The sequence below is a fragment of the Actinocorallia aurantiaca genome, from assembly GCF_039533685.1.
Taxonomy (GTDB): domain Bacteria; phylum Actinomycetota; class Actinomycetes; order Streptosporangiales; family Streptosporangiaceae; genus Actinocorallia; species Actinocorallia aurantiaca.
In genome coordinates, this window is record NZ_BAAATZ010000039.1 from 1 (window position 1) to 17,399 (window position 17,399).

Consider the following 17,399-nt stretch of genomic DNA (forward strand, 5'->3'; position numbering starts at 1 on the left):
TGGCAGGCGCCGCCGCTGGCCGGGCTGCCGGAGCTGCTCGCCTGGTTCGCCGCGCCGGTCGGGGCCGAGCCCGTCGGCGAGCTGGTCGACGGCGGCGGCCAGGCCGCCCTGTGGACCACGCTGCGCGCCCTCCTCAGGCCCGGCGAGCCGCTGCTCGTGGAGTCCCCCACCTACCTGGGCGCGATCATCGCCGCCCGCGCCGCCGGGCTGCACCCGGTGCCCGTGCCCGTGGACGGGCGCGGCGTGCGGCCCGACCTCCTCGCCGAGGCCTTCGCCCGCACCGGGGCCCGCGCCTTCTACTGCCAGCCCGCCTTCCACAACCCGACCGGCACCGTGCTGGCCCCCGAACGCCGGGCCCCGGTCCTGGAGGCCGCGAGGGCCGCCGGGGCCTTCGTCATCGAGGACGACTTCGCCCGGTACCTCGCGATCTCCGCCCCGCCTCCCCCGCTGGCCGCGGCGGATCCCGACGGGACCGTGGTGCACCTGGCCTCCCTCACCAAGCCGACCGCCCCGTCCCTGCGGATCGGCGGGATCACCGCGCGGGGGCCGGTCGCCGAGCGGCTGCGGGCCTGCCAGCTGGTGGAGTCCTACTACCCGGCCAGGCCGCTGCAGGAGACCGCGCTGGAACTGGTGACCTCTCCGGCCTGGCCCCGGCACCTGAGGGCCGTCTCGGCCGAACTGCGCGCCCGCAGGGACGCCCTGGCGCTGGCGCTGGCGGTCCACCTGCCGGAGGCCGAGCTCACCTCCCTGCCCGGGGGCGGCATGCACCTGTGGGTCAGGCTCCCCGACGGCACCGACGACACCGCGCTGGCCGGCGCCGCCCGCCTCCACGGGGTGACCGTCGAGGCGGGGAGGCCCTACTTCCCCGCCGAGCCGCCCGCCCCCCACCTGAGGCTCAACTACAACTCCACGCCCACCGCCGACGACCTCGCCGAAGGGGTCCGCAGGCTGGCTCGCGCCCTGCGATCCGGGCCGCCGCGGAGCCGGGGCGTCCCGGGGACCGGGACGAAGCTGTAGCGTTCCGGCCATGGCGGATGTCGGCGTCAGGGACGCGACCCTCAGTGACACGGCGGCTGTGGCCGAGATCCAGGTGCTGGCCTGGAAGGCCGCCTACCGGCCCTTCATGCCCGAGGAGCCGCTGGCGGAGATGACCGCCTCGGCCGCGCCCTGGCGGGAGCGCTGGGCCGAGGCCGTGACCGCCCCGCCCTCCCCGCGCCACCGGCTCCTGGTCGCGGTGGCCGACGGGATGGTCACCGGGTTCGCCGCGTTCGCCCCCGCGTCCGACCCCGACCTGTCGCCCGAGGAGGACGCCGAGCTGATCACCCTGGCCGTCGACCCCGCCCGGGCCCGCGAGGGGCACGGCAGCCGGCTGATGGCGGCGGTCGCCGACCTGCTGCGCGAGCACTCCTTCCGCACCGCCGTCACCTGGGTCTTCACCGAGGACACGGGGATGCGCGCCTTCCTCGAGCCGGCCGGATGGGCCCCCGACGGCGCCCGGCGCACCCTGGCTCTGGGGCGGCCGGTGGAGATGATCAGGATGCACACGTCGCTCGGCTGAGCCCCGCGCCGGCGGAGCCGCCCGGGCAGGTCCGTCGCATCTCCCGAAGAAGCCGGGAAAACCGCGTAACACGGGATTCACCGGTGACGATGAGGAGATGACGCCATTTTGATCCACGTACCCCCGAGCGCGGATCAGAATGGCGTCGCCGTTCCCACCGGCGTCCGGCGGCGCCCTCGGCGCCGATTCCGCGCCTGACACCCCCTTCGACACCCGTGGAATGCCCACGGACGGGTACGGTTCGGTGCATGGCACCCAGCACTACACCCGACGCGCCGTTCGGCCGGTTGCTGACCGCGATGGTCACCCCCATGTTCGCCGACGGCTCGGTCGACTACGACGGAGCGGCGCGCCTGGCGGTCCACCTGGTGGACGACCAGCGCCACGACGGCCTGGTGATCAACGGCACCACCGGAGAGTCCCCCACCACCACCGACGACGAGAAGGAGCGCGTCCTGCGCGCCGTCGTCGAGGCCGTGGGCGACCGCGCGTCCATCGTGTTCGGCGCCGGCAGCAACGACACCCGGCACAGCATCGAGCTGGCGAGGATGGCCGAGGCCGCCGGGGCCCACGGCCTGCTGACCGTCTGCCCGTACTACAACAAGCCGCCGCAGGAGGGCGTCTACCGCCACATGACGGCGATCGCCGACTCCACCGGCCTGCCGGTGATGCTCTACGACATCCCCGGCCGGGCGGGCATCCCGATCGAGACCCCGACCCTGCTCCGGCTCGCCGAGCACCCCCGCATCACGGCGGTCAAGGACGCCAAGGGCGACCTGTTCGCGGCCTCCCAGGTGATGGCCGCCACCGATCTGGTGTTCTACTCCGGCGACGACGTCCTCAACCTCGCCTGGCTCTCCCAGGGCGCCGCCGGGTTCGTCAGCGTGGTGGGGCACGTCGTCGGGTCCGACCTCCATGAGATGATTGACCTCTATAGGTCCGGCGACGTCGCCGGAGCACTGGCCTTGCACCGCCGGATGCTCCCCGTCGTCACCGCGATCATGACCCGGACCCAGGGGGTCATCGCGACCAAGGCCGCACTGAACCTGCTGGGTCTGCCCGGCGGGACCGTGCGCGCCCCGCTGGTGGACGCCGCGCCCGAGTTCACGGCGCGGCTGCGCGAAGACTTGATCACGGGGGGTATCAAAGTGGAGGCCACTGAGTGAGTCATACCGAGGGTGCCCTATGAGCCACCCGCATCCCGAGCTGGGCAAGCCTCCCGCGCTGCCTTCAGGCGGCCTGCGCATCGTCGCATTGGGCGGGCTCGGCGAGATCGGCCGCAACATGGCCGTGTTCGAGTACGAGGGACGGCTGCTGATCGTCGACTGCGGCGTGCTCTTCCCCGAGGAGGAGCAGCCCGGAATCGACCTCATCCTGCCGGACTTCGAGTACGTCCGCGACCGCCTCGACGACGTCGAGGCGGTGATCCTCACGCACGGGCACGAGGACCACATCGGAGCGGTCCCCTACCTGCTGCGAGAACGGGGGGACATCCCGCTGGTCGGCTCCCGGCTGACGCTGGCGCTGATCGAGGCCAAGCTGTCGGAGCACCGGATCAGACCGGTCCTGCAGCAGGTCGACGACGGTGAGCGCCGCGCCTTCGGGCCGTTCGACTGCGAGTTCCTCGCGGTCAACCACTCCATCCCGGACGCGATGGCCGTCGCCATCCGCACGCCCGCCGGGCTGGTGGTGCACACCGGCGACTTCAAGATGGACCAGCTCCCCCTGGACGGCCGGCTGACCGACCTGCCGGGCTTCTCCAGGCTGGGGGCCGAGGGCATCGACCTGCTGATGTCCGACTCCACCAACGCCGAGGTGCCGGGGTTCGTCACCAGCGAGCGCAACATCTCCGCCGCGGTGGACGACGTCTTCCGCGGCGCGCAGGAGCGGATCATCGTGGCGTGCTTCGCCTCGCACATCCACCGGGTCCAGCAGGTGCTGGACGCGGCGGTCAAGGCGGGGCGCAAGGTCGCCTTCGTGGGCCGCTCGATGGTGCGCAACATGGGCGTGGCCAAGGACCTGGGCTACCTGAACGTCCCGGACGGCCTGCTGGTCGAGCCCAAGGCGCTGGACACCCTGCCGCCCGAGAAGGTGGTCCTGGTCTGCACCGGCTCCCAGGGCGAGCCGATGTCGGCGCTGTCCCGGATGGCCAGCCGCGACCACCACCAGATCCGCATCACCGAGCGCGACACGGTGATGCTGGCCTCCTCGCTGATCCCCGGCAACGAGAACTCGGTGTACCGGGTGATCAACGGCCTGGTCCGCTGGGGCGCCCGGGTGGTGCACAAGGGCAACGCCCTGGTGCACGTCTCGGGCCACTCCTCGGCCGGGGAGCTGCTCATGCTGCTCAACCTCACCAAGCCGTCGAACTTCATGCCGGTGCACGGTGAGTGGCGGCACCTGAGGGCCCACGCGAAGCTGGCCTCGCTGACCGGCGTCCCCGACGAGAACATCGTCATCGCCGAGGACGGCGTGGTAGTCGACCTCATCGAGGGGCAGGCCCGGATCGTCGGCGCCGTGCCCGCCGGATACGTCTACGTGGACGGCTCCAGCGTCGGCGAGATCACCGAGGCCTCGCTCAAGGACCGGCGCATCCTCGGCGAGGAGGGCTTCGTCTCGGTGGTCGTGGTCGTGGACTCCACCACCGGCAAGGTCATCGCCGGGCCGGAGATCCACGCCCGCGGTGCCGGCATCGGCGACGCGGACTTCAACGACGTCATCGGACGCATCAACGCGGTCCTGTCGGAGGCCGCGGCCGACGGCGTCGCCGACGCGCACCAGCTGAGGCAGCGCATGCGCCGCACGCTGGGCAAGTGGGTGGCCGACAGCTACCGCCGCCGGCCGATGATCGTTCCGGTGGTCGTGGAGGCCTGAGCCCGTGGCGCCCGGCACCGCCGGGCGCCACGCCGCTCACCCCTCGCTCACCAGTCGATCTCAGCCAGTCCCGCGTCGGCCAGAGCCTTGTTCACGGTGCTGAACGGCCTCGTCCCGAAGAAGGCGCGCGCGCTCAGCGGGCTGGGGTGCGCCGACTCGTGCACCACGTGCTGGGGCGCGGTGACCAGGGCCGCCTTCTTGCGTGCGTAGGCGCCCCACAGCACGAACACGACCCGTTCCTCCTTGGCGTTCAGCGCCCGGATCGCCGCGTCGGTGAACTGCTCCCAGCCCTTCTTGGCGTGCGAGCCCGCCTCGCCGGCCCGCACCGTCAGCACCGCGTTGAGCAGCAGCACGCCCTGCTCGGCCCAGCGGCCCAGGTCCCCGCTCGCCGGAGGCACGACGTCCAGGTCGGCGGCGAGCTCCTTGTAGATGTTGCGCAGGGACGGCGGGATCTTGACGCCCTCCCGGACGCTGAAGCTCATCCCGTGCGCCTGCCCCGGGCCGTGGTAGGGGTCCTGGCCGAGGATGAGCACCCGCGCGTCCGCGTACGGGGTGCGGTGGAACGCGGCGAAGAGGTCCTCGCGGGGCGGGTAGACCGTCCGCGTCTCGTACTCCTCCGTCACGAAGGAGCTGAGCGCCGCGGTCGCCAGGGGGTCGAGGTCCATGGCGGCGCGCCAGTCCGGGGGAAGCTGCTCGGTCAAGTCCATGCGGGAAGCCTAACGATCACCGCTGACACTTCCGGGGGAAATCCGGGACGAGTCTTGATCCGGTTATGGTGTCGATCATGCGTGTTCTGGCTGCGTTCCTCCTGCTCCTCCCCCTCGCGGCCGGCTGCGGCACCGGCGGCGAGGGCCCGGTCACCCTGCGGATCCTCGCGGACTCCTCGCTCACCGAGGTGATGGCGGACCTCACCGCCGTCTACCGGCAGTCCCACCGCCACCTGCGGTTCCGGCTGCGGCTGGACGGCTCCCAGATCATCACCGGCGAGCTCGACAAGGGGGACGTGGTCATCACCGCCGACGCCCGGTCGCTCAGGTCCCCGGACGAGGAGCTGGAGCCCGCCAGGACCATCGCCCGCAACTCCCTGACCATCGCCGTCGCCCCCGGGAACCCGCTGCGCGTCCGGAATCTGGTGCGGCTGGCCGAACGGAGGATGAAGGTGGTGCTCGGCCCCTCCACCGGCCCGCTGGGCCGCTACTCCCAGCAGGTGCTGGCGAGCGCGGGCGTGGTCGTCAAGCCCCGCTCCGAGGAGGCCAGCGCCCGCGCCGTGCTGAGCATGGTGCGCAGCGGCGAGGCCGACGCCGGCCTGGTCTACATCACCGACATGAAGTGGGCGGGCGCCGCCGCCAGCAGCGTGGCCATCCCCGCGGCGCAGAACGTCACCGTCGTCTACCCGGCCGCGGCGATCAGCGAGTCCCCCCACCGGGACGAGGCCGCGGCCTTCGTGAACTGGCTGGCCGGCCCCGAGGCCACCGCCCTGTTCAACAAGTACGGCTTCCAGTCCCCCTGAGCCTCGTCCCCGGACGCCCTCAGGGCAGCTCGGAGGGCAGGCCGCCGGAGCAGAGGGAAGCACAGTCCTCGGCCTCCTTCAGCGCCCTCAGGACCTTCTCCGGAGGCTGGGCGTACACCTCCGGGTAGTCGACCTCGCCGGCGGCGGGGTCGACGCGGTAGGCGGGGATGTCCTCCTCGGCGGAGAACCAGGTGCGCAGGCCGGGCCGGTCGCCCCGGGGGTCGAGCCGCACCCACCGGTCCTCGCCCACCTGGACGGCGACGAGGCCGTGCAGGACGAATCCGCCCTCCCCGTTGGACAGCCGCTGGTAGCAGAAGCCCGAGGGGATGCCCGCCAGGCGCAGCAGGGCCACGTACAGGATGCTCTTGGCGTAGCACAGGCCGGTGCCCTGCTCCAGGACGTCCGACGCCCGCCACGGCACCCGGGGGTCGGACGCGTCCATCGAGTGGGTGATCTCGTCGCGGACGAAGTCGAAGGCGGCCTGCGCGTACGCCAGGTCGCCGTCGGGGAAGCGGGAGCTGAGCGCCTGGATCGCCGGGTGCTCGAAGTCGACCGCCTCACCGGCGCCGAGGAAGTCCCAGGGTTCCCCTACGAAGATCACAGGCCCAGCAGCGGTTCGAGGCCGAGCGCCAGCGGCTCGGGCAGCCCGGCGACCTTGCGCACGCCCAGCAGGACGCCGGGCATGAACGACTCGCGGTTCATCGAGTCGTGGCGGATGGTGAACGTCTCGCCGTGCCCGCCGAGCAGCACCTCCTGGTGGGCGATGAGCCCGGAGAGCCGCACCGAGTGGATGCGCACGTCCTCGACGTTCGCGCCGCGCGCCCCGTCCAGCTCGCTGACGGTGGCGTCCGGAGAGACGGGCACTCCGGCCTCGCGCCGGGCCCCGGCGATCAGCTCCGCCGTCCGGTAGGCGGTGCCGCTGGGCGCGTCCGCCTTGTTCGGGTGGTGCAGTTCGACGATCTCGACCGACTCGAAGAACGGGGCGGCCTTCTGCGCGAAGTGCATCATCAGCACCGCGCCGACGCCGAAGTTCGGCGCGATCAACACCTTGGCGCCCGGGGTCTCGCGCTGCCAGGCCCGCACCTGCTCGACCCGTTCGGGCTCGAAGCCGCTGGTGCCGACGACCGCGTGGACGCCGTTCTCGATGAGGAAGCGCAGGTTGTCCATCACCACGCCGGGGTGGGTGAAGTCCACCACGACGGAAGCCTGCTTGAGCGGCTCCGGGGAGTCGCCCTGGTCGACCACCGCGACCAGTTCCATGTCCTCGGCGCCCTCTACGGCGCGGCAGACCTCCGCGCCCATCCGGCCCCGGCCGCCCAGCACTCCGACCTTGATCACTTCTGTTCCTCCCGACGTCTCACGCGCTCGAAAGCCTATCGCGGAAGAAAAACATGAGATTTCCTCACACCAGTGCCCGCAACAGGGCACACTGAAAGAGGACCGGGTCACGCGCCGACCCGGTCCTCTTTCCTTTCCACGCCCCCGGCGGCCGGGAGCCGTGCTCAGACGGCGAACTCCCGGCCCTCGAACGGGCCGATGACCGTCAGCGTCGGCCGCCGCTCGAGCACCTCGGCCGCCAGCGTGTTGACCTCGTCCAGGCTCACCGCGTCGATCCGGGCCAGCACCTCGTCCACCGACAGCAGCGACTCGTAGACCAGCTCGCTCTTGCCGATCCGGCTCATCCGCGACCCGGTGTCCTCCAGGCCCAGCACCGTCGAACCGCGCAGCTGGCCCTTGCCCCGCTCCAGCTCCTCGGCGGTCAGGCCGCGCGCGACGGCCTTGGCGAACTCCTCCTGGCAGATCTTCAGCACCTCGTCGACCTTCGCCGGCTGGCAGCCCGCGTACAGGCCGAACGAACCGGTGTCGCAGTGCTGGGAGGTGTAGCTGTAGACCGAGTAGGCCAGGCCGCGCTTCTCCCGGATCTCCTGGAACAGCCGCGAGGACATGCCGCCGCCGAACGCGGCGTTGAACACGCCCAGCGCGAACCTGCGGTCGTCGTGGCGGGCCAGCGCCGGCACTCCCAGCACCACGTGCGCCTGCTCGGTGTCGTCCACGATCAGACGGGTGCCGCCGCCCAGCGTCGGCGTGGCCTCCCCGCCGATGCGCGGCGGCGCCGGACGTTCCGACGAACCGCTCAGGTGCGCCGAGAAGGCCCGTCCCACCAGCTCGACGACCCGGTGGTGGTCGATGTTGCCCGCGACCGCGACGACGAGGTTCGGCGCCCGGTAGTGCGAGTGGTAGTACCGCGCGATGCCGTCGCGGCGCAGCGCGTTGATGGTGTCGACCGTGCCGAGGATGGGGCGGCCCAGCGGCGCGTCGCCGTACATGGCGATCGAGAACTCGTCGTGGATGAGGTCCGACGGGTCGTCGTCCCGCATCGAGATCTCCTCGAGGATGACCCCGCGCTCGGCCTCCACGTCGGCCTCCTCGATCAGCGAGGAGGTGACCATGTCGGAGACGACGTCCACCGCCAGCGGCAGGTCGCTGTCGAGCACCCGCGCGTAGTAGCAGGTGTACTCCTTGGCGGTGAAGGCGTTGAGGTCGCCGCCGACCGCGTCCATCGTGGCGGAGATGTCGAGCGCGCTGCGCCGGGCCGTGCCCTTGAACAGCAGGTGCTCCAGGTAGTGGGTGGCCCCGGCGTCCGCGAGGTCCTCGTCCCGCGAGCCGATGCCCGCCCAGATGCCGAACGCGACCGAGCGCACCGTCGGCATGGTCTCGGTGACCACCCGCAGCCCGCCCGGCAGCACGGTGCGCCGCACGGTCCCCACCCCGTCGGCCCCCGGGTGGAGGGTGACGGTGCTTCCGGGCTCCTGCTCCGCGGCGGTGATCCCGGCCTCTCCCGACATGGTCACTGGATCTCTCTCTTCACGGTCGGAGTATGGAAGCGGCGACCGACCGGCCCGCCCCGAGGGCGGGACCGGCCGGTCGCCATGGTGATCAGGAGTTGCGGTCGGCCGCCCGGTCGCCGCCGCGGTCGCCGCCGCGGTCGGAGGCCGGACGCCGGGTGCGGGTGCGGCGCGACCGGTCCTGGCGCTCCTCGCCCGAGCCGGACTCGCCCGCGGGAGCCTCGCCGTCGCCCTCGCCGGCGGCGGCCTCCTTCTCGATGACCTCGACCGGCACCAGCGAGAGCTTGCCGCGCTGGTCGATCTCGGTCACCTCGACCTGGACCTTCTCGCCGACCTTGATGAAGTCCTCGACGTTCTCGATCCGCACGCCGCCGTGGAGCTTGCGCAGCTGCGAGACGTGCAGCAGGCCGTCCTTGCCCGGCATGAGGGAGACGAACGCGCCGAAGGTGGTGACCTTGACGACCGTGCCCAGGTAGCGCTCGCCGATCTCCGGCATGTGCGGGTTGGCGATCGAGTTGATCGCCTGGCGCGCGGCCTCGGCGGAGGGGCCGTTGGTCGCGCCGACGTAGATGGTGCCGTCGTCCTCGATCGTGATCTCGGCGCCGGTGTCCGCCTGGATCGAGTTGATCATCTTGCCCTTCGGGCCGATGACCTCGCCGATCTTGTCCACGGGCACCTTGATGGTGATGATCCGCGGCGCGTACTCGCTCATCTCGGCGGTGCCCTCGATGGCGTCCTCCATGACGTCGAGGATCGCCAGGCGGGCGCCGCGGGCCTGGCGCAGCGCGGCGGCCAGCACCTCGGCGGGGATGCCGTCGAGCTTGGTGTCGAGCTGGAGCGCGGTGATGAGCTCCTTGGTGCCGGCGACCTTGAAGTCCATGTCGCCGAACGCGTCCTCGGCGCCGAGGATGTCGGTCAGGGTGACGTACTCGCCGCCCTCGTGGATGAGGCCCATCGCGATGCCCGCGACCGGCGCCTTCAGCGGCACGCCCGCGTCCAGCAGCGACATCGTGGACGCGCAGACCGAGCCCATCGAGGTCGAGCCGTTGGAGCCCAGCGCCTCGGAGACCTGGCGGATCGCGTAGGGGAACTCCTCGCGGGTGGGCAGCACGGGCAGGATGGCCCGCTCCGCCAGCGCGCCGTGGCCGATCTCGCGGCGCTTGGGCGAGCCCACGCGGCCGGTCTCGCCGACCGAGTACGGCGGGAAGTTGTAGTTGTGCATGTAGCGCTTGGTGCGCTCGGGGTTCAGCGTGTCGATCGTCTGCTCCATGCGGAGCATGTTCAGCGTGGTGATGCCCAGGATCTGGGTCTCGCCGCGCTCGAACAGCGCCGAGCCGTGCACCCGCGGGACCACGTGGGCCTCCGCCGACAGCTGGCGGATGTCCTTGACGCCGCGGCCGTCGATGCGCACCCCGTCGCGGGTGATCCGCTCGCGGATGAGCTTCTTGGTGAGCGCGCGCAGGGCGGCGGGGATCTCCTTCTCTCGGCCCTCGAAGCGCTCGGCGAGCTTCTCGGCGGCCTCGGCCTGGATCGCCGAGAGGCGCTCCTCGCGCTCGGTCTTGCCCGCGATGGTCAGGGCGGCGGCGAGCTCCTCGGTGGCGACCTCGGACACGGCCTGAAGGGCGTCGTCCTCGTAGTCCAGGAAGACGGGGTAGTCGGCCGTCTCCTTGGCCGCGATCTGGGCCAGCTCGGACTGCGCGCGGCACAGTTCCTTGATGAACGGCTTGGCCGCGTCCAGGCCCTGGGCGACGGTCTCCTCGGTCGGGCCGACCGCGCCCTCGGCCACCAGGCCGAGCGTGCCGCGGGTGGACTCGGCCTCCACCATCATGATCGCGACGTCGCCGTCGGCCAGCGTGCGGCCCGCGACGACCATGTCGAAGGTGGCGCGCTCCAGCTCGGTGTGGGTGGGGAAGGCCACCCACTGGCCGTCGATCAGGGCGACGCGCACGCCGCCGATCGGGCCGGAGAACGGCAGGCCCGCGAGCTGGGTCGACATGGAGGCGGCGTTGATGGCCGCCACGTCGTACAGGTGGTCGGGGTTCAGCGACATGACCGTCACCACGACCTGGATCTCGTTGCGCAGGCCCTTGACGAAGGACGGGCGCAGCGGCCGGTCGATGAGCCGGCAGGTGAGGACGGCGTCCTCCGACGGGCGGCCCTCGCGGCGGAAGAACGAGCCGGGGATGCGGCCCGCGGCGTACATGCGCTCCTCGACGTCGACCGTCAAGGGGAAGAAGTCCAGGTTCTCCTTGGGCCGCTTGGAGGCGCTGGTGGCGGACAGGATCATGGTGTCGTCGTCCAGGTAGACGACGGCGGATCCGCCCGCCTGGCGGGCGAGCCGTCCGGTCTCGAACCGGACCTTGCGCGCGCCGAACGAGCCGTTGTCGATGACGGCTTCGGAGCTGTGCGCTCCATCGATGCGAATGGCATCGGACACGGGAAACCTCCAGGTTTCGTAGTTCCCCGCTCCCGCATCTCTCGCTCGAGATCCTTGCCGGTCTTCGATCGAAGCCCGCGGATCGCCGTGATCCGATGGCCACTACCGAGGACCGGCCCTCGAAGGCCTGAGGAGGCGTTCGCGGGCTTGGTTTCAATTATGCGAGAGGGAGTGACCCTCGGCTCGGATCACTCCCTCGTGCTCTTGCTAGCGACGCAGACCGAGGCGCTCGATCAGCTGGCGGTAGCGGCTGATGTCCTTGTTCTGCAGGTACTTCAGCAGCCGGCGACGGCGGCCGACCAGAAGGAGCAGGCCGCGGCGGCTGTGGTGGTCGTGCTTGTGCGCCTTGAGGTGCTCGGTCAGATCGTTGATCCGCCGGGTCAGCAGCGCGACCTGGACCTCCGGGGATCCGGTGTCACCCTCAGTGGTCGCATACTCGGCGATGATCTGGTTCTTGACGGTGGTGTCCAGGGACACGTGACTCCTTAGTTGTGCTCGACACCCGCAGCCTCGGCCGCAGAGTGCGTTCAGTGACTCGTGCCGACCCGTAGTCGGGTCCTGGCACTCGCCCACCGCCCTGAGGGAGCAGCGGGCAACGCACCGGGACGGAAATCCCGATGACTACTTACCGTATCACGGTGATCCTAGGACCGCGTCACTTCGCGCGCGCGCTCGACGTCGCGCCGCATCTCCGCGATGAGGTCCTCGATCGACTCGAACTTGACCATACCCCGGATCCGGCTGACGAAGTCCACGGAGACGTGCTCGCCGTACAGGTCCAGGTCGTCGCGGTCCAGGGCGTAGGCCTCCACCGTCCGGACGACGGCCTCGAAGGTGGGGTTGGTGCCGACGGAGATCGCCGCGGGCCAGCACTGGTCCGGGTAGCGCTCGGAGTCGCAGACCAGGTAGCCGGCGTACACCCCGTCGGCGGGGACGGCCGTGTGCGGCAGCGACTCCACGTTGGCGGTGGGGAAGCCCAGGGCCCGACCGCGCTGGTGCCCGCGCACCACGATGCCCTCGACGCGGTGCGGGCGGCCCAGCAGGTGCGCCGCCTCCTCGACCGCGCCCTCGGCCAGCCTGGCCCGGATCGCGGTGGAGGAGATGGTGTCGCCGTCGGCCACCAGCGGGACCCCTTCGGCCAGGAAGTCGTACTTCTCGCCCAGCTCGCGCAGCAGGGCGATGTCCCCCTTGGCCCGGTGGCCGAACCGGAAGTCCTCGCCCACGATCACCCGGGCCGCGTGCAGCCGGTCCACCAGGATGGACTGGACGAACTCGTCCGGCCCCATCCGGGACAGCTCCAGCGTGAAGGGCAGCACCATGATCGCGTCCGCGCCCACCTCGGCCAGCAGCTCGGGCCGCCGGACCCCGGACGACAGCAGCGGCGGATGGCTGCCCGGCCGCACCACCTCGTCCGGATGCGGGTCGAAAGTGACCACCACACAGGGGAGTCCCAGCTCGGCGGCGAGTTCCGCGGCCCGGCCGATCACCTTCTGGTGGCCGCGGTGGACCCCGTCGAACACCCCGATGGTGACGACCGATCTGCCCCAGTCCCGGGGCACCTCATCGAGGCCGTACCAGCGCCGCACCTACCCGCTCCCTAGCTTCGTGAGCCCGTTCATGGTCCTGCTCGGGACAAGACTGCCATGCCCGGGACCGCGGCATGCACGCCGCACCCCCGTTGCCTCGACTCTACTCGTCGGTAGCAAATGTGCGCGCGGCGCCTCAGGCCCGGTAGACCACCAGGGAGACCGCCACGTACTGGCACGTGTAGGCCGCCAGGGTGAAGGCGTGGAAGACCTCGTGGAACCCGAACCAGCGGGGCGAGGGGTCCGGCCGCTTCATGGCGTAGACCACACCCCCGGCGCTGTAGAGCGCGCCGCCCACGATGATCAGGATGCTCGCCGCCACGCCCGCGCCGGCGAAGAACTGGGGCAGCGCCAGCACCGCCACCCAGCCCAGGCCGATGTAGCAGGCGGTCGACAGCCAGCGCGGCGCCGACAGCCAGACCGTCTTGAAGACCACCCCGGCGAGCGCTCCCGCCCACACCCCGGACAGGATCAGCGTCCGGGTGGCGCCCTCCAGGGCCAGCAGCGCGAACGGCGTGTACGTCCCGGCGATGATCAGGTAGATGTTCGCGTGGTCGAAGCGGCGCATCGCCGCCTCGCCCCGGGGGCCGAACTGGTTGCGGTGGTACGTCGCCGAGACCCCGAACAGCAGCCCGGAGGTGACGGCGTAGACCGCCGCGCCGATCCGGGCCTCCAGCGTCGGCCCGAAGGTCACCAGCGCCAGACCGCCGATCAGCGCGGCGGGGAAGGCCCCCAGATGCAGCCAGCCGCGCAGCCGCGGCTTCAGCGGCGTGTCCATGACCCGTTCCAGCGTCGAGACCATACTTCCTCCGCACCATGACCTACGTACCCGTAGGTTACGGTACCGTAAGTTAGCTGCCCCGGAACGTGATGATGTTCACGGCCGACCGCTTCCAGCCGGCCTCCTCAGGAGACGAACACCGCGAGCGGCCGGGCCTGGGAGCCCTTCTCCTCCACCAGCGACAGCAGCGTGCCGTCCGGGCCGAACACCCCTATCGGGCCCTCACCGAGCCCCAGAGCCCGCAGACGGCCGCCGTGGGCCACCAGCCGGGCCTCCTCCTCGGTGACGTCACGGCGCGGGAAGACCGCCGCGACGGCCTCCGCCATCGGCAGGATCTCGCATTCGGCGGCGAGCTGCTCGAGGGTGCGGGCCTGGTCGAGGCGGTAGGGGCCCACCGCGGTGCGGCGCAGCGCCGTCAGGTGCCCGCCGACGCCCAGGGCCTCGCCCAGGTCGCGGGCGAGCGACCGGATGTAGGTGCCGGACGAGCACGTCACCGAGACGTCCACGTCCACCGTCTCACCGGCCCGGCGGACCGCCAGGACGTCGAAGCCGTGGACGGTCACCGGCCGGGCCTTCAGCTCGACCTCCTCGCCCTGCCGGGCCTTCTTGTAGGCCCGCTGCCCGTTCACCTTGATCGCGCTGACCTGGGGCGGAACCTGCATGATCTCGCCCGTGAAGGCCTTGGCCGCCTCGGCGACCGCGGCGTCCTCCAGGTGCCCGGCGGGGGTGGTCCCGGTGGGCTCCCCCTCGGCGTCGTCGGTGCTGGTGGTCTCCCCCAGCCGGATCGTGCCGTCGTAGACCTTGGTGGTCAGCGCCAGGTGTCCCAGCAGGCGGGTCGCCTTCTCCACCCCGACCACCAGCACCCCGGTGGCCATCGGGTCCAGGGTGCCGGCGTGCCCGACCCTGCGGGTGCCCGCCAGGCGGCGCATCCGGGCCACGACGTCGTGGGACGTCCACCCGGCGGGCTTGTCGACGATCACCAGCCCGGACACCGGACTCACGGCCGGTCCCCGACCCCGGCGGCTCCACCGGTCTCGTCGGACCCGGTCTCGTCGTCCTCGTCCTCGTCCTCGTCGAGGTCGTCCTCGTCGTCGGCCTTGTAGGGGTTGGCGTCACCGGCGTGCTGGGCGCCCACCGCCTTGGCCGCCACCTCGGCGTCCTGCTCCTTGGCCTTGGCCAGCAGTTCCTCGATGTGATGGGCGTTCTCCATCACGCCGTCCAGCTCGAACGTCAGGGACGGGGTGTACCGGACGCCGGTCTTGCGGCCGACCTCCGCGCGGAGCACGCCCTTGGCGCTCTCCAGCGCCGCGGCCGTCCCGGCCTTCTCCTCGTCCGTGCCGTACACCGTGTAGAACACGGTGGCGTCCCGCAGGTCGTTCGTCAGCTTGGCGTCCGTGATCGTCACGAACCCCAGCCGGGGGTCCTTGATCCGCCGTTCCAGCATCTCCGCCACGATCTGCTGAATCCGGTCGGCGAGCTTGCGCGCCCGCGCCGCATCCACCATGGCCTACTCCTCGTCGTCATAGATCCGCTGCCGTGCCGACAGCAGTTCGATCTCCGGGCGACCGGCCACCAGCCGCTCGCACTTCTCCAGGACCTCCCGGCAGTTGCCGGCGCTGGCGGACACCACGGCGATGCCGATCTCCGCCCTGCGGTGCAGGTCGTGGTCGCCGGTCTCGGCGACGGCGACCGCCGGGAAGCGCCTGAGCACCTCCGCGACGACGGGCCGCACGATCCCGCGCTTCTCCTTCAGGGAATGTACGTCCCCCAGCAGCAGATCAAGGGTCAACGCCCCTACGAACAAGGCCACCTCCTTCGTCTCAGGTCAAAACAGGGGCGCCCCGGAATCACATTCCGGAGCGCCCCTTCACCGACTCGTTATGCCCGAGGCTTCTCGCGCATCTCGAAGGTCTCGATGACGTCGTCGAGCTTCAGGTCCTGGTAGCCGATGCCGATACCGCACTCGAAGCCCTCGCGGACCTCGGTGACGTCGTCCTTCTCCCTGCGGAGCGAGGAGACGGTGAGGTTGTCGGCGATGACCACGCCCTGGCGGACCAGCCGCGCCTTGCTGTTGCGGTTGACCGTGCCGGACTGGACCATGCAACCGGCGATGTTGCCGATCTTCGGCACCTTGAAGACCGCGCGGACCTGGGCGGTGCCCAGCTGCGCCTCTTCGAACTCCGGCTTGAGCAGGCCCTTGAGCGCCGCCTCGACCTCTTCGATCGCCTGGTAGATGACCGAGTAGTAGCGGATGTCGACGCCTTCGCGGTCCGCCATCTCCTGCGCGTTGCGCTCGGGACGGACGTTGAAGCCGATGATGACCGCGCCCTCGGACGCCACCGCGAGGTTGACGTCGTTCTGCGTGATCGCGCCGACGCCGCGGCGGATGATCCGCAGGTTGACCTCGTCGCCCACGTCGATCTTGAGCAGCGAGTCCTCGAGGGCCTCCACCGAACCGGACACGTCGCCCTTGAGGATGAGCAGCAGTTCCTGCCGCTCGCCCTTCTCCAGCTCCTTGAACAGGTCTTCCAGGGAGTGCTTGGGGCGGCTCTTGAGCAGCTCGGCGTTGCGCTTGCGCGCGGCCCGCTTGTCGGCGATCTGACGCGCCATCCGGTCGTCCTCGACGACCAGGAAGCTGTCGCCGGCTCCCGGCACCGCGGTCAGGCCGAGCACCATGACCGGACGGGACGGCGGAGCCTCGTCGACGTGCTCGCCGTTCTCGTCGAGCATGGCCCGCACGCGGCCGTACGCGCCGCCGGCGACGATGGAGTCGCCGATCCGCAGCGTGCCGCGCTGGACCAGCACGGTCGCCACGGGGCCGCGGCCCTTGTCGAGGTGGGCCTCGATCGCGACGCCCTGGGCGTCCTGGTCGGCGTTGGCCCGCAGGTCGAGCTCGGCGTCCGCGGACAGCACGATCGCCTCGAGCAGGCCGTCGATGTTCAGGCCCTGCTTCGCGGACACGTCCACGAACATGGTCTGGCCACCGAACTCCTCGGCCACCAGGCCGTACTCGGTGAGCTGGGCCCGCACCTTGGTCGGGTCCGCGCCCTCCTTGTCGATCTTGTTGACCGCCACGACGATCGGCACGCCGGCCGCCGTCGCGTGGTCGATCGCCTCGGTGGTCTGCGGCTTGACGCCGTCGTCCGCGGCGACCACCAGCACCACCAGGTCGGTGGTGTCGGCGCCACGGGCACGCATGGCGGAGAACGCCTCGTGGCCCGGGGTGTCGATGAAGGTGATCTTGCGCTCGTTGCCCTCGACCTCGGTGGTCACCTGGTAGGCGCCGATGTGCTGGGTGATGCCGCCGGCCTCGCCCGCGACCACGTTGGCGTTGCGGATGGCGTCCAGCAGCTTGGTCTTGCCGTGGTCGACGTGACCCATGATGGTGACGACCGGGGCCCGCGCGGTCAGCAGCTCCTCGCCGCCCTCGTCCTCGCCGAACTCCAGGTCGAAGGACTCCAGCAGCTCGCGGTCCTCGTCCTCGGGGCTGACGACCTGGACGTTGAAGTCCAGCTCCGCGCCGAGCAGCTGCAGCGACTCCTCGGTGACCGACTGGGTGGCGGTCACCATCTCGCCGAGGTGCATCATGATCGCCACGAGCGACGCCGGGTTGGCGCCGATCTTCTCGGCGAAGTCGGTCAGCGACGCGCCCTGGGCGAGCCGGATGACCTTGCCGTTGCCGCGCGGGGCGTTGACGCCGCCGATCGCCGGCGCCTGCATGTTGTCGAACTCTTGACGCCGCTGCTTCTTGGACTTGCGCCCGCGGGCCGGACGGCCGCCGGGACGCCCGAAGGCGCCCGCCGTGCC

At 71.2% G+C, this 17,399-nt stretch carries 17 protein-coding genes; 5 read left to right on the forward strand and 12 right to left on the reverse strand.

Going from position 1 to position 17,399, the window contains the following annotated elements; genetic code table 11:
* The 4 genes from ABD327_RS36500 to ABD327_RS36515 all read left to right on the forward strand — a co-directional run.
* Positions 1–1,017 (forward strand): aminotransferase-like domain-containing protein (locus tag ABD327_RS36500; RefSeq protein WP_344458132.1); only part of this gene is annotated, 1,017 nt, incomplete at its 5' end.
* A 10-nt stretch (positions 1,018–1,027) separates the two neighbouring features.
* Positions 1,028–1,558 (forward strand): GNAT family N-acetyltransferase, encoded by a 531-nt coding sequence (locus ABD327_RS36505; RefSeq protein ID WP_344458134.1) that lies wholly within the window; start codon positions 1,028–1,030, stop codon positions 1,556–1,558.
* Positions 1,559–1,806: 248 nt separating this feature from the next.
* On the forward strand, positions 1,807–2,724 hold the full coding sequence (dapA, locus tag ABD327_RS36510; protein WP_344458136.1) for a 4-hydroxy-tetrahydrodipicolinate synthase: 918 nt from the start codon (positions 1,807–1,809) through the stop codon (positions 2,722–2,724).
* A gap of 19 nt (positions 2,725–2,743) precedes the next feature.
* The gene (locus tag ABD327_RS36515; protein ID WP_344458138.1) at positions 2,744–4,432 is read left to right on the forward strand and encodes a ribonuclease J; all 1,689 of its coding nucleotides are present in this window, start codon (positions 2,744–2,746) and stop codon (positions 4,430–4,432) included.
* Between the two features lie 47 nt (positions 4,433–4,479).
* On the opposite strand, the gene ABD327_RS36520 is transcribed toward ABD327_RS36515, so the two are convergent.
* Positions 4,480–5,139, reverse strand: coding sequence for a uracil-DNA glycosylase (locus ABD327_RS36520; protein WP_344458141.1), 660 nt, complete (start codon positions 5,137–5,139; stop codon positions 4,480–4,482).
* 77 nt (positions 5,140–5,216) lie between these two features.
* On the opposite strand from ABD327_RS36520, the gene modA reads away from it, so the two are divergent.
* Complete coding sequence (gene modA, locus ABD327_RS36525) at positions 5,217–5,942, forward strand: molybdate ABC transporter substrate-binding protein (protein ID WP_344458143.1); 726 nt, start codon at positions 5,217–5,219, stop codon at positions 5,940–5,942.
* A gap of 19 nt (positions 5,943–5,961) precedes the next feature.
* Here modA and ABD327_RS36530 read toward each other — a convergent pair whose 3' ends face one another.
* From ABD327_RS36530 to infB, 11 genes are all read right to left on the reverse strand, one after another.
* Positions 5,962–6,543 carry a transglutaminase-like domain-containing protein gene (locus ABD327_RS36530; protein WP_344458145.1) on the reverse strand — a complete coding sequence of 194 codons (582 nt, stop codon included), beginning with the start codon at positions 6,541–6,543 and terminating at the stop codon, positions 5,962–5,964.
* On the reverse strand, positions 6,540–7,280 hold the full coding sequence (gene dapB / locus ABD327_RS36535; RefSeq protein ID WP_344458147.1) for a 4-hydroxy-tetrahydrodipicolinate reductase: 741 nt from the start codon (positions 7,278–7,280) through the stop codon (positions 6,540–6,542). Before dapB ends, ABD327_RS36530 begins: the two co-directional genes overlap by 4 nt.
* A 164-nt stretch (positions 7,281–7,444) precedes the next feature.
* Positions 7,445–8,788, reverse strand: coding sequence for a M16 family metallopeptidase (locus tag ABD327_RS36540; RefSeq protein WP_344458163.1), 1,344 nt, complete (start codon positions 8,786–8,788; stop codon positions 7,445–7,447).
* A 91-nt stretch (positions 8,789–8,879) separates the two neighbouring features.
* The gene (locus tag ABD327_RS36545) at positions 8,880–11,207 is read right to left on the reverse strand and encodes a polyribonucleotide nucleotidyltransferase (protein WP_344458165.1); all 2,328 of its coding nucleotides are present in this window, start codon (positions 11,205–11,207) and stop codon (positions 8,880–8,882) included.
* 225 nt (positions 11,208–11,432) lie between these two features.
* Entirely contained in the window at positions 11,433–11,702 is a 270-nt protein-coding gene (rpsO, locus tag ABD327_RS36550; RefSeq protein ID WP_344458149.1) for a 30S ribosomal protein S15, read from the reverse strand.
* A 167-nt stretch (positions 11,703–11,869) separates the two neighbouring features.
* On the reverse strand, positions 11,870–12,811 hold the full coding sequence (locus ABD327_RS36555; RefSeq protein WP_344458152.1) for a bifunctional riboflavin kinase/FAD synthetase: 942 nt from the start codon (positions 12,809–12,811) through the stop codon (positions 11,870–11,872).
* A 136-nt stretch (positions 12,812–12,947) separates the two neighbouring features.
* A complete protein-coding gene (gene trhA, locus ABD327_RS36560; protein ID WP_344458154.1) occupies positions 12,948–13,613 on the reverse strand; it encodes a PAQR family membrane homeostasis protein TrhA in 666 nt (221 codons plus the stop codon).
* A 104-nt stretch (positions 13,614–13,717) separates the two neighbouring features.
* Positions 13,718–14,584: a tRNA pseudouridine(55) synthase TruB gene (truB, locus tag ABD327_RS36565; RefSeq protein WP_344458169.1), complete on the reverse strand. Its 867-nt coding sequence runs from the start codon at positions 14,582–14,584 to the stop codon at positions 13,718–13,720.
* 5 nt (positions 14,585–14,589) lie between these two features.
* Complete coding sequence (gene rbfA, locus ABD327_RS36570; protein WP_344458156.1) at positions 14,590–15,096, reverse strand: 30S ribosome-binding factor RbfA; 507 nt, start codon at positions 15,094–15,096, stop codon at positions 14,590–14,592.
* A 3-nt stretch (positions 15,097–15,099) separates the two neighbouring features.
* Entirely contained in the window at positions 15,100–15,396 is a 297-nt protein-coding gene (locus ABD327_RS36575; protein ID WP_344458158.1) for a DUF503 domain-containing protein, read from the reverse strand.
* Between the two features lie 74 nt (positions 15,397–15,470).
* Positions 15,471–17,399: translation initiation factor IF-2 (gene infB, locus ABD327_RS36580; RefSeq protein WP_344458160.1), on the reverse strand; the 1,929-nt coding region annotated here is incomplete at its 5' end.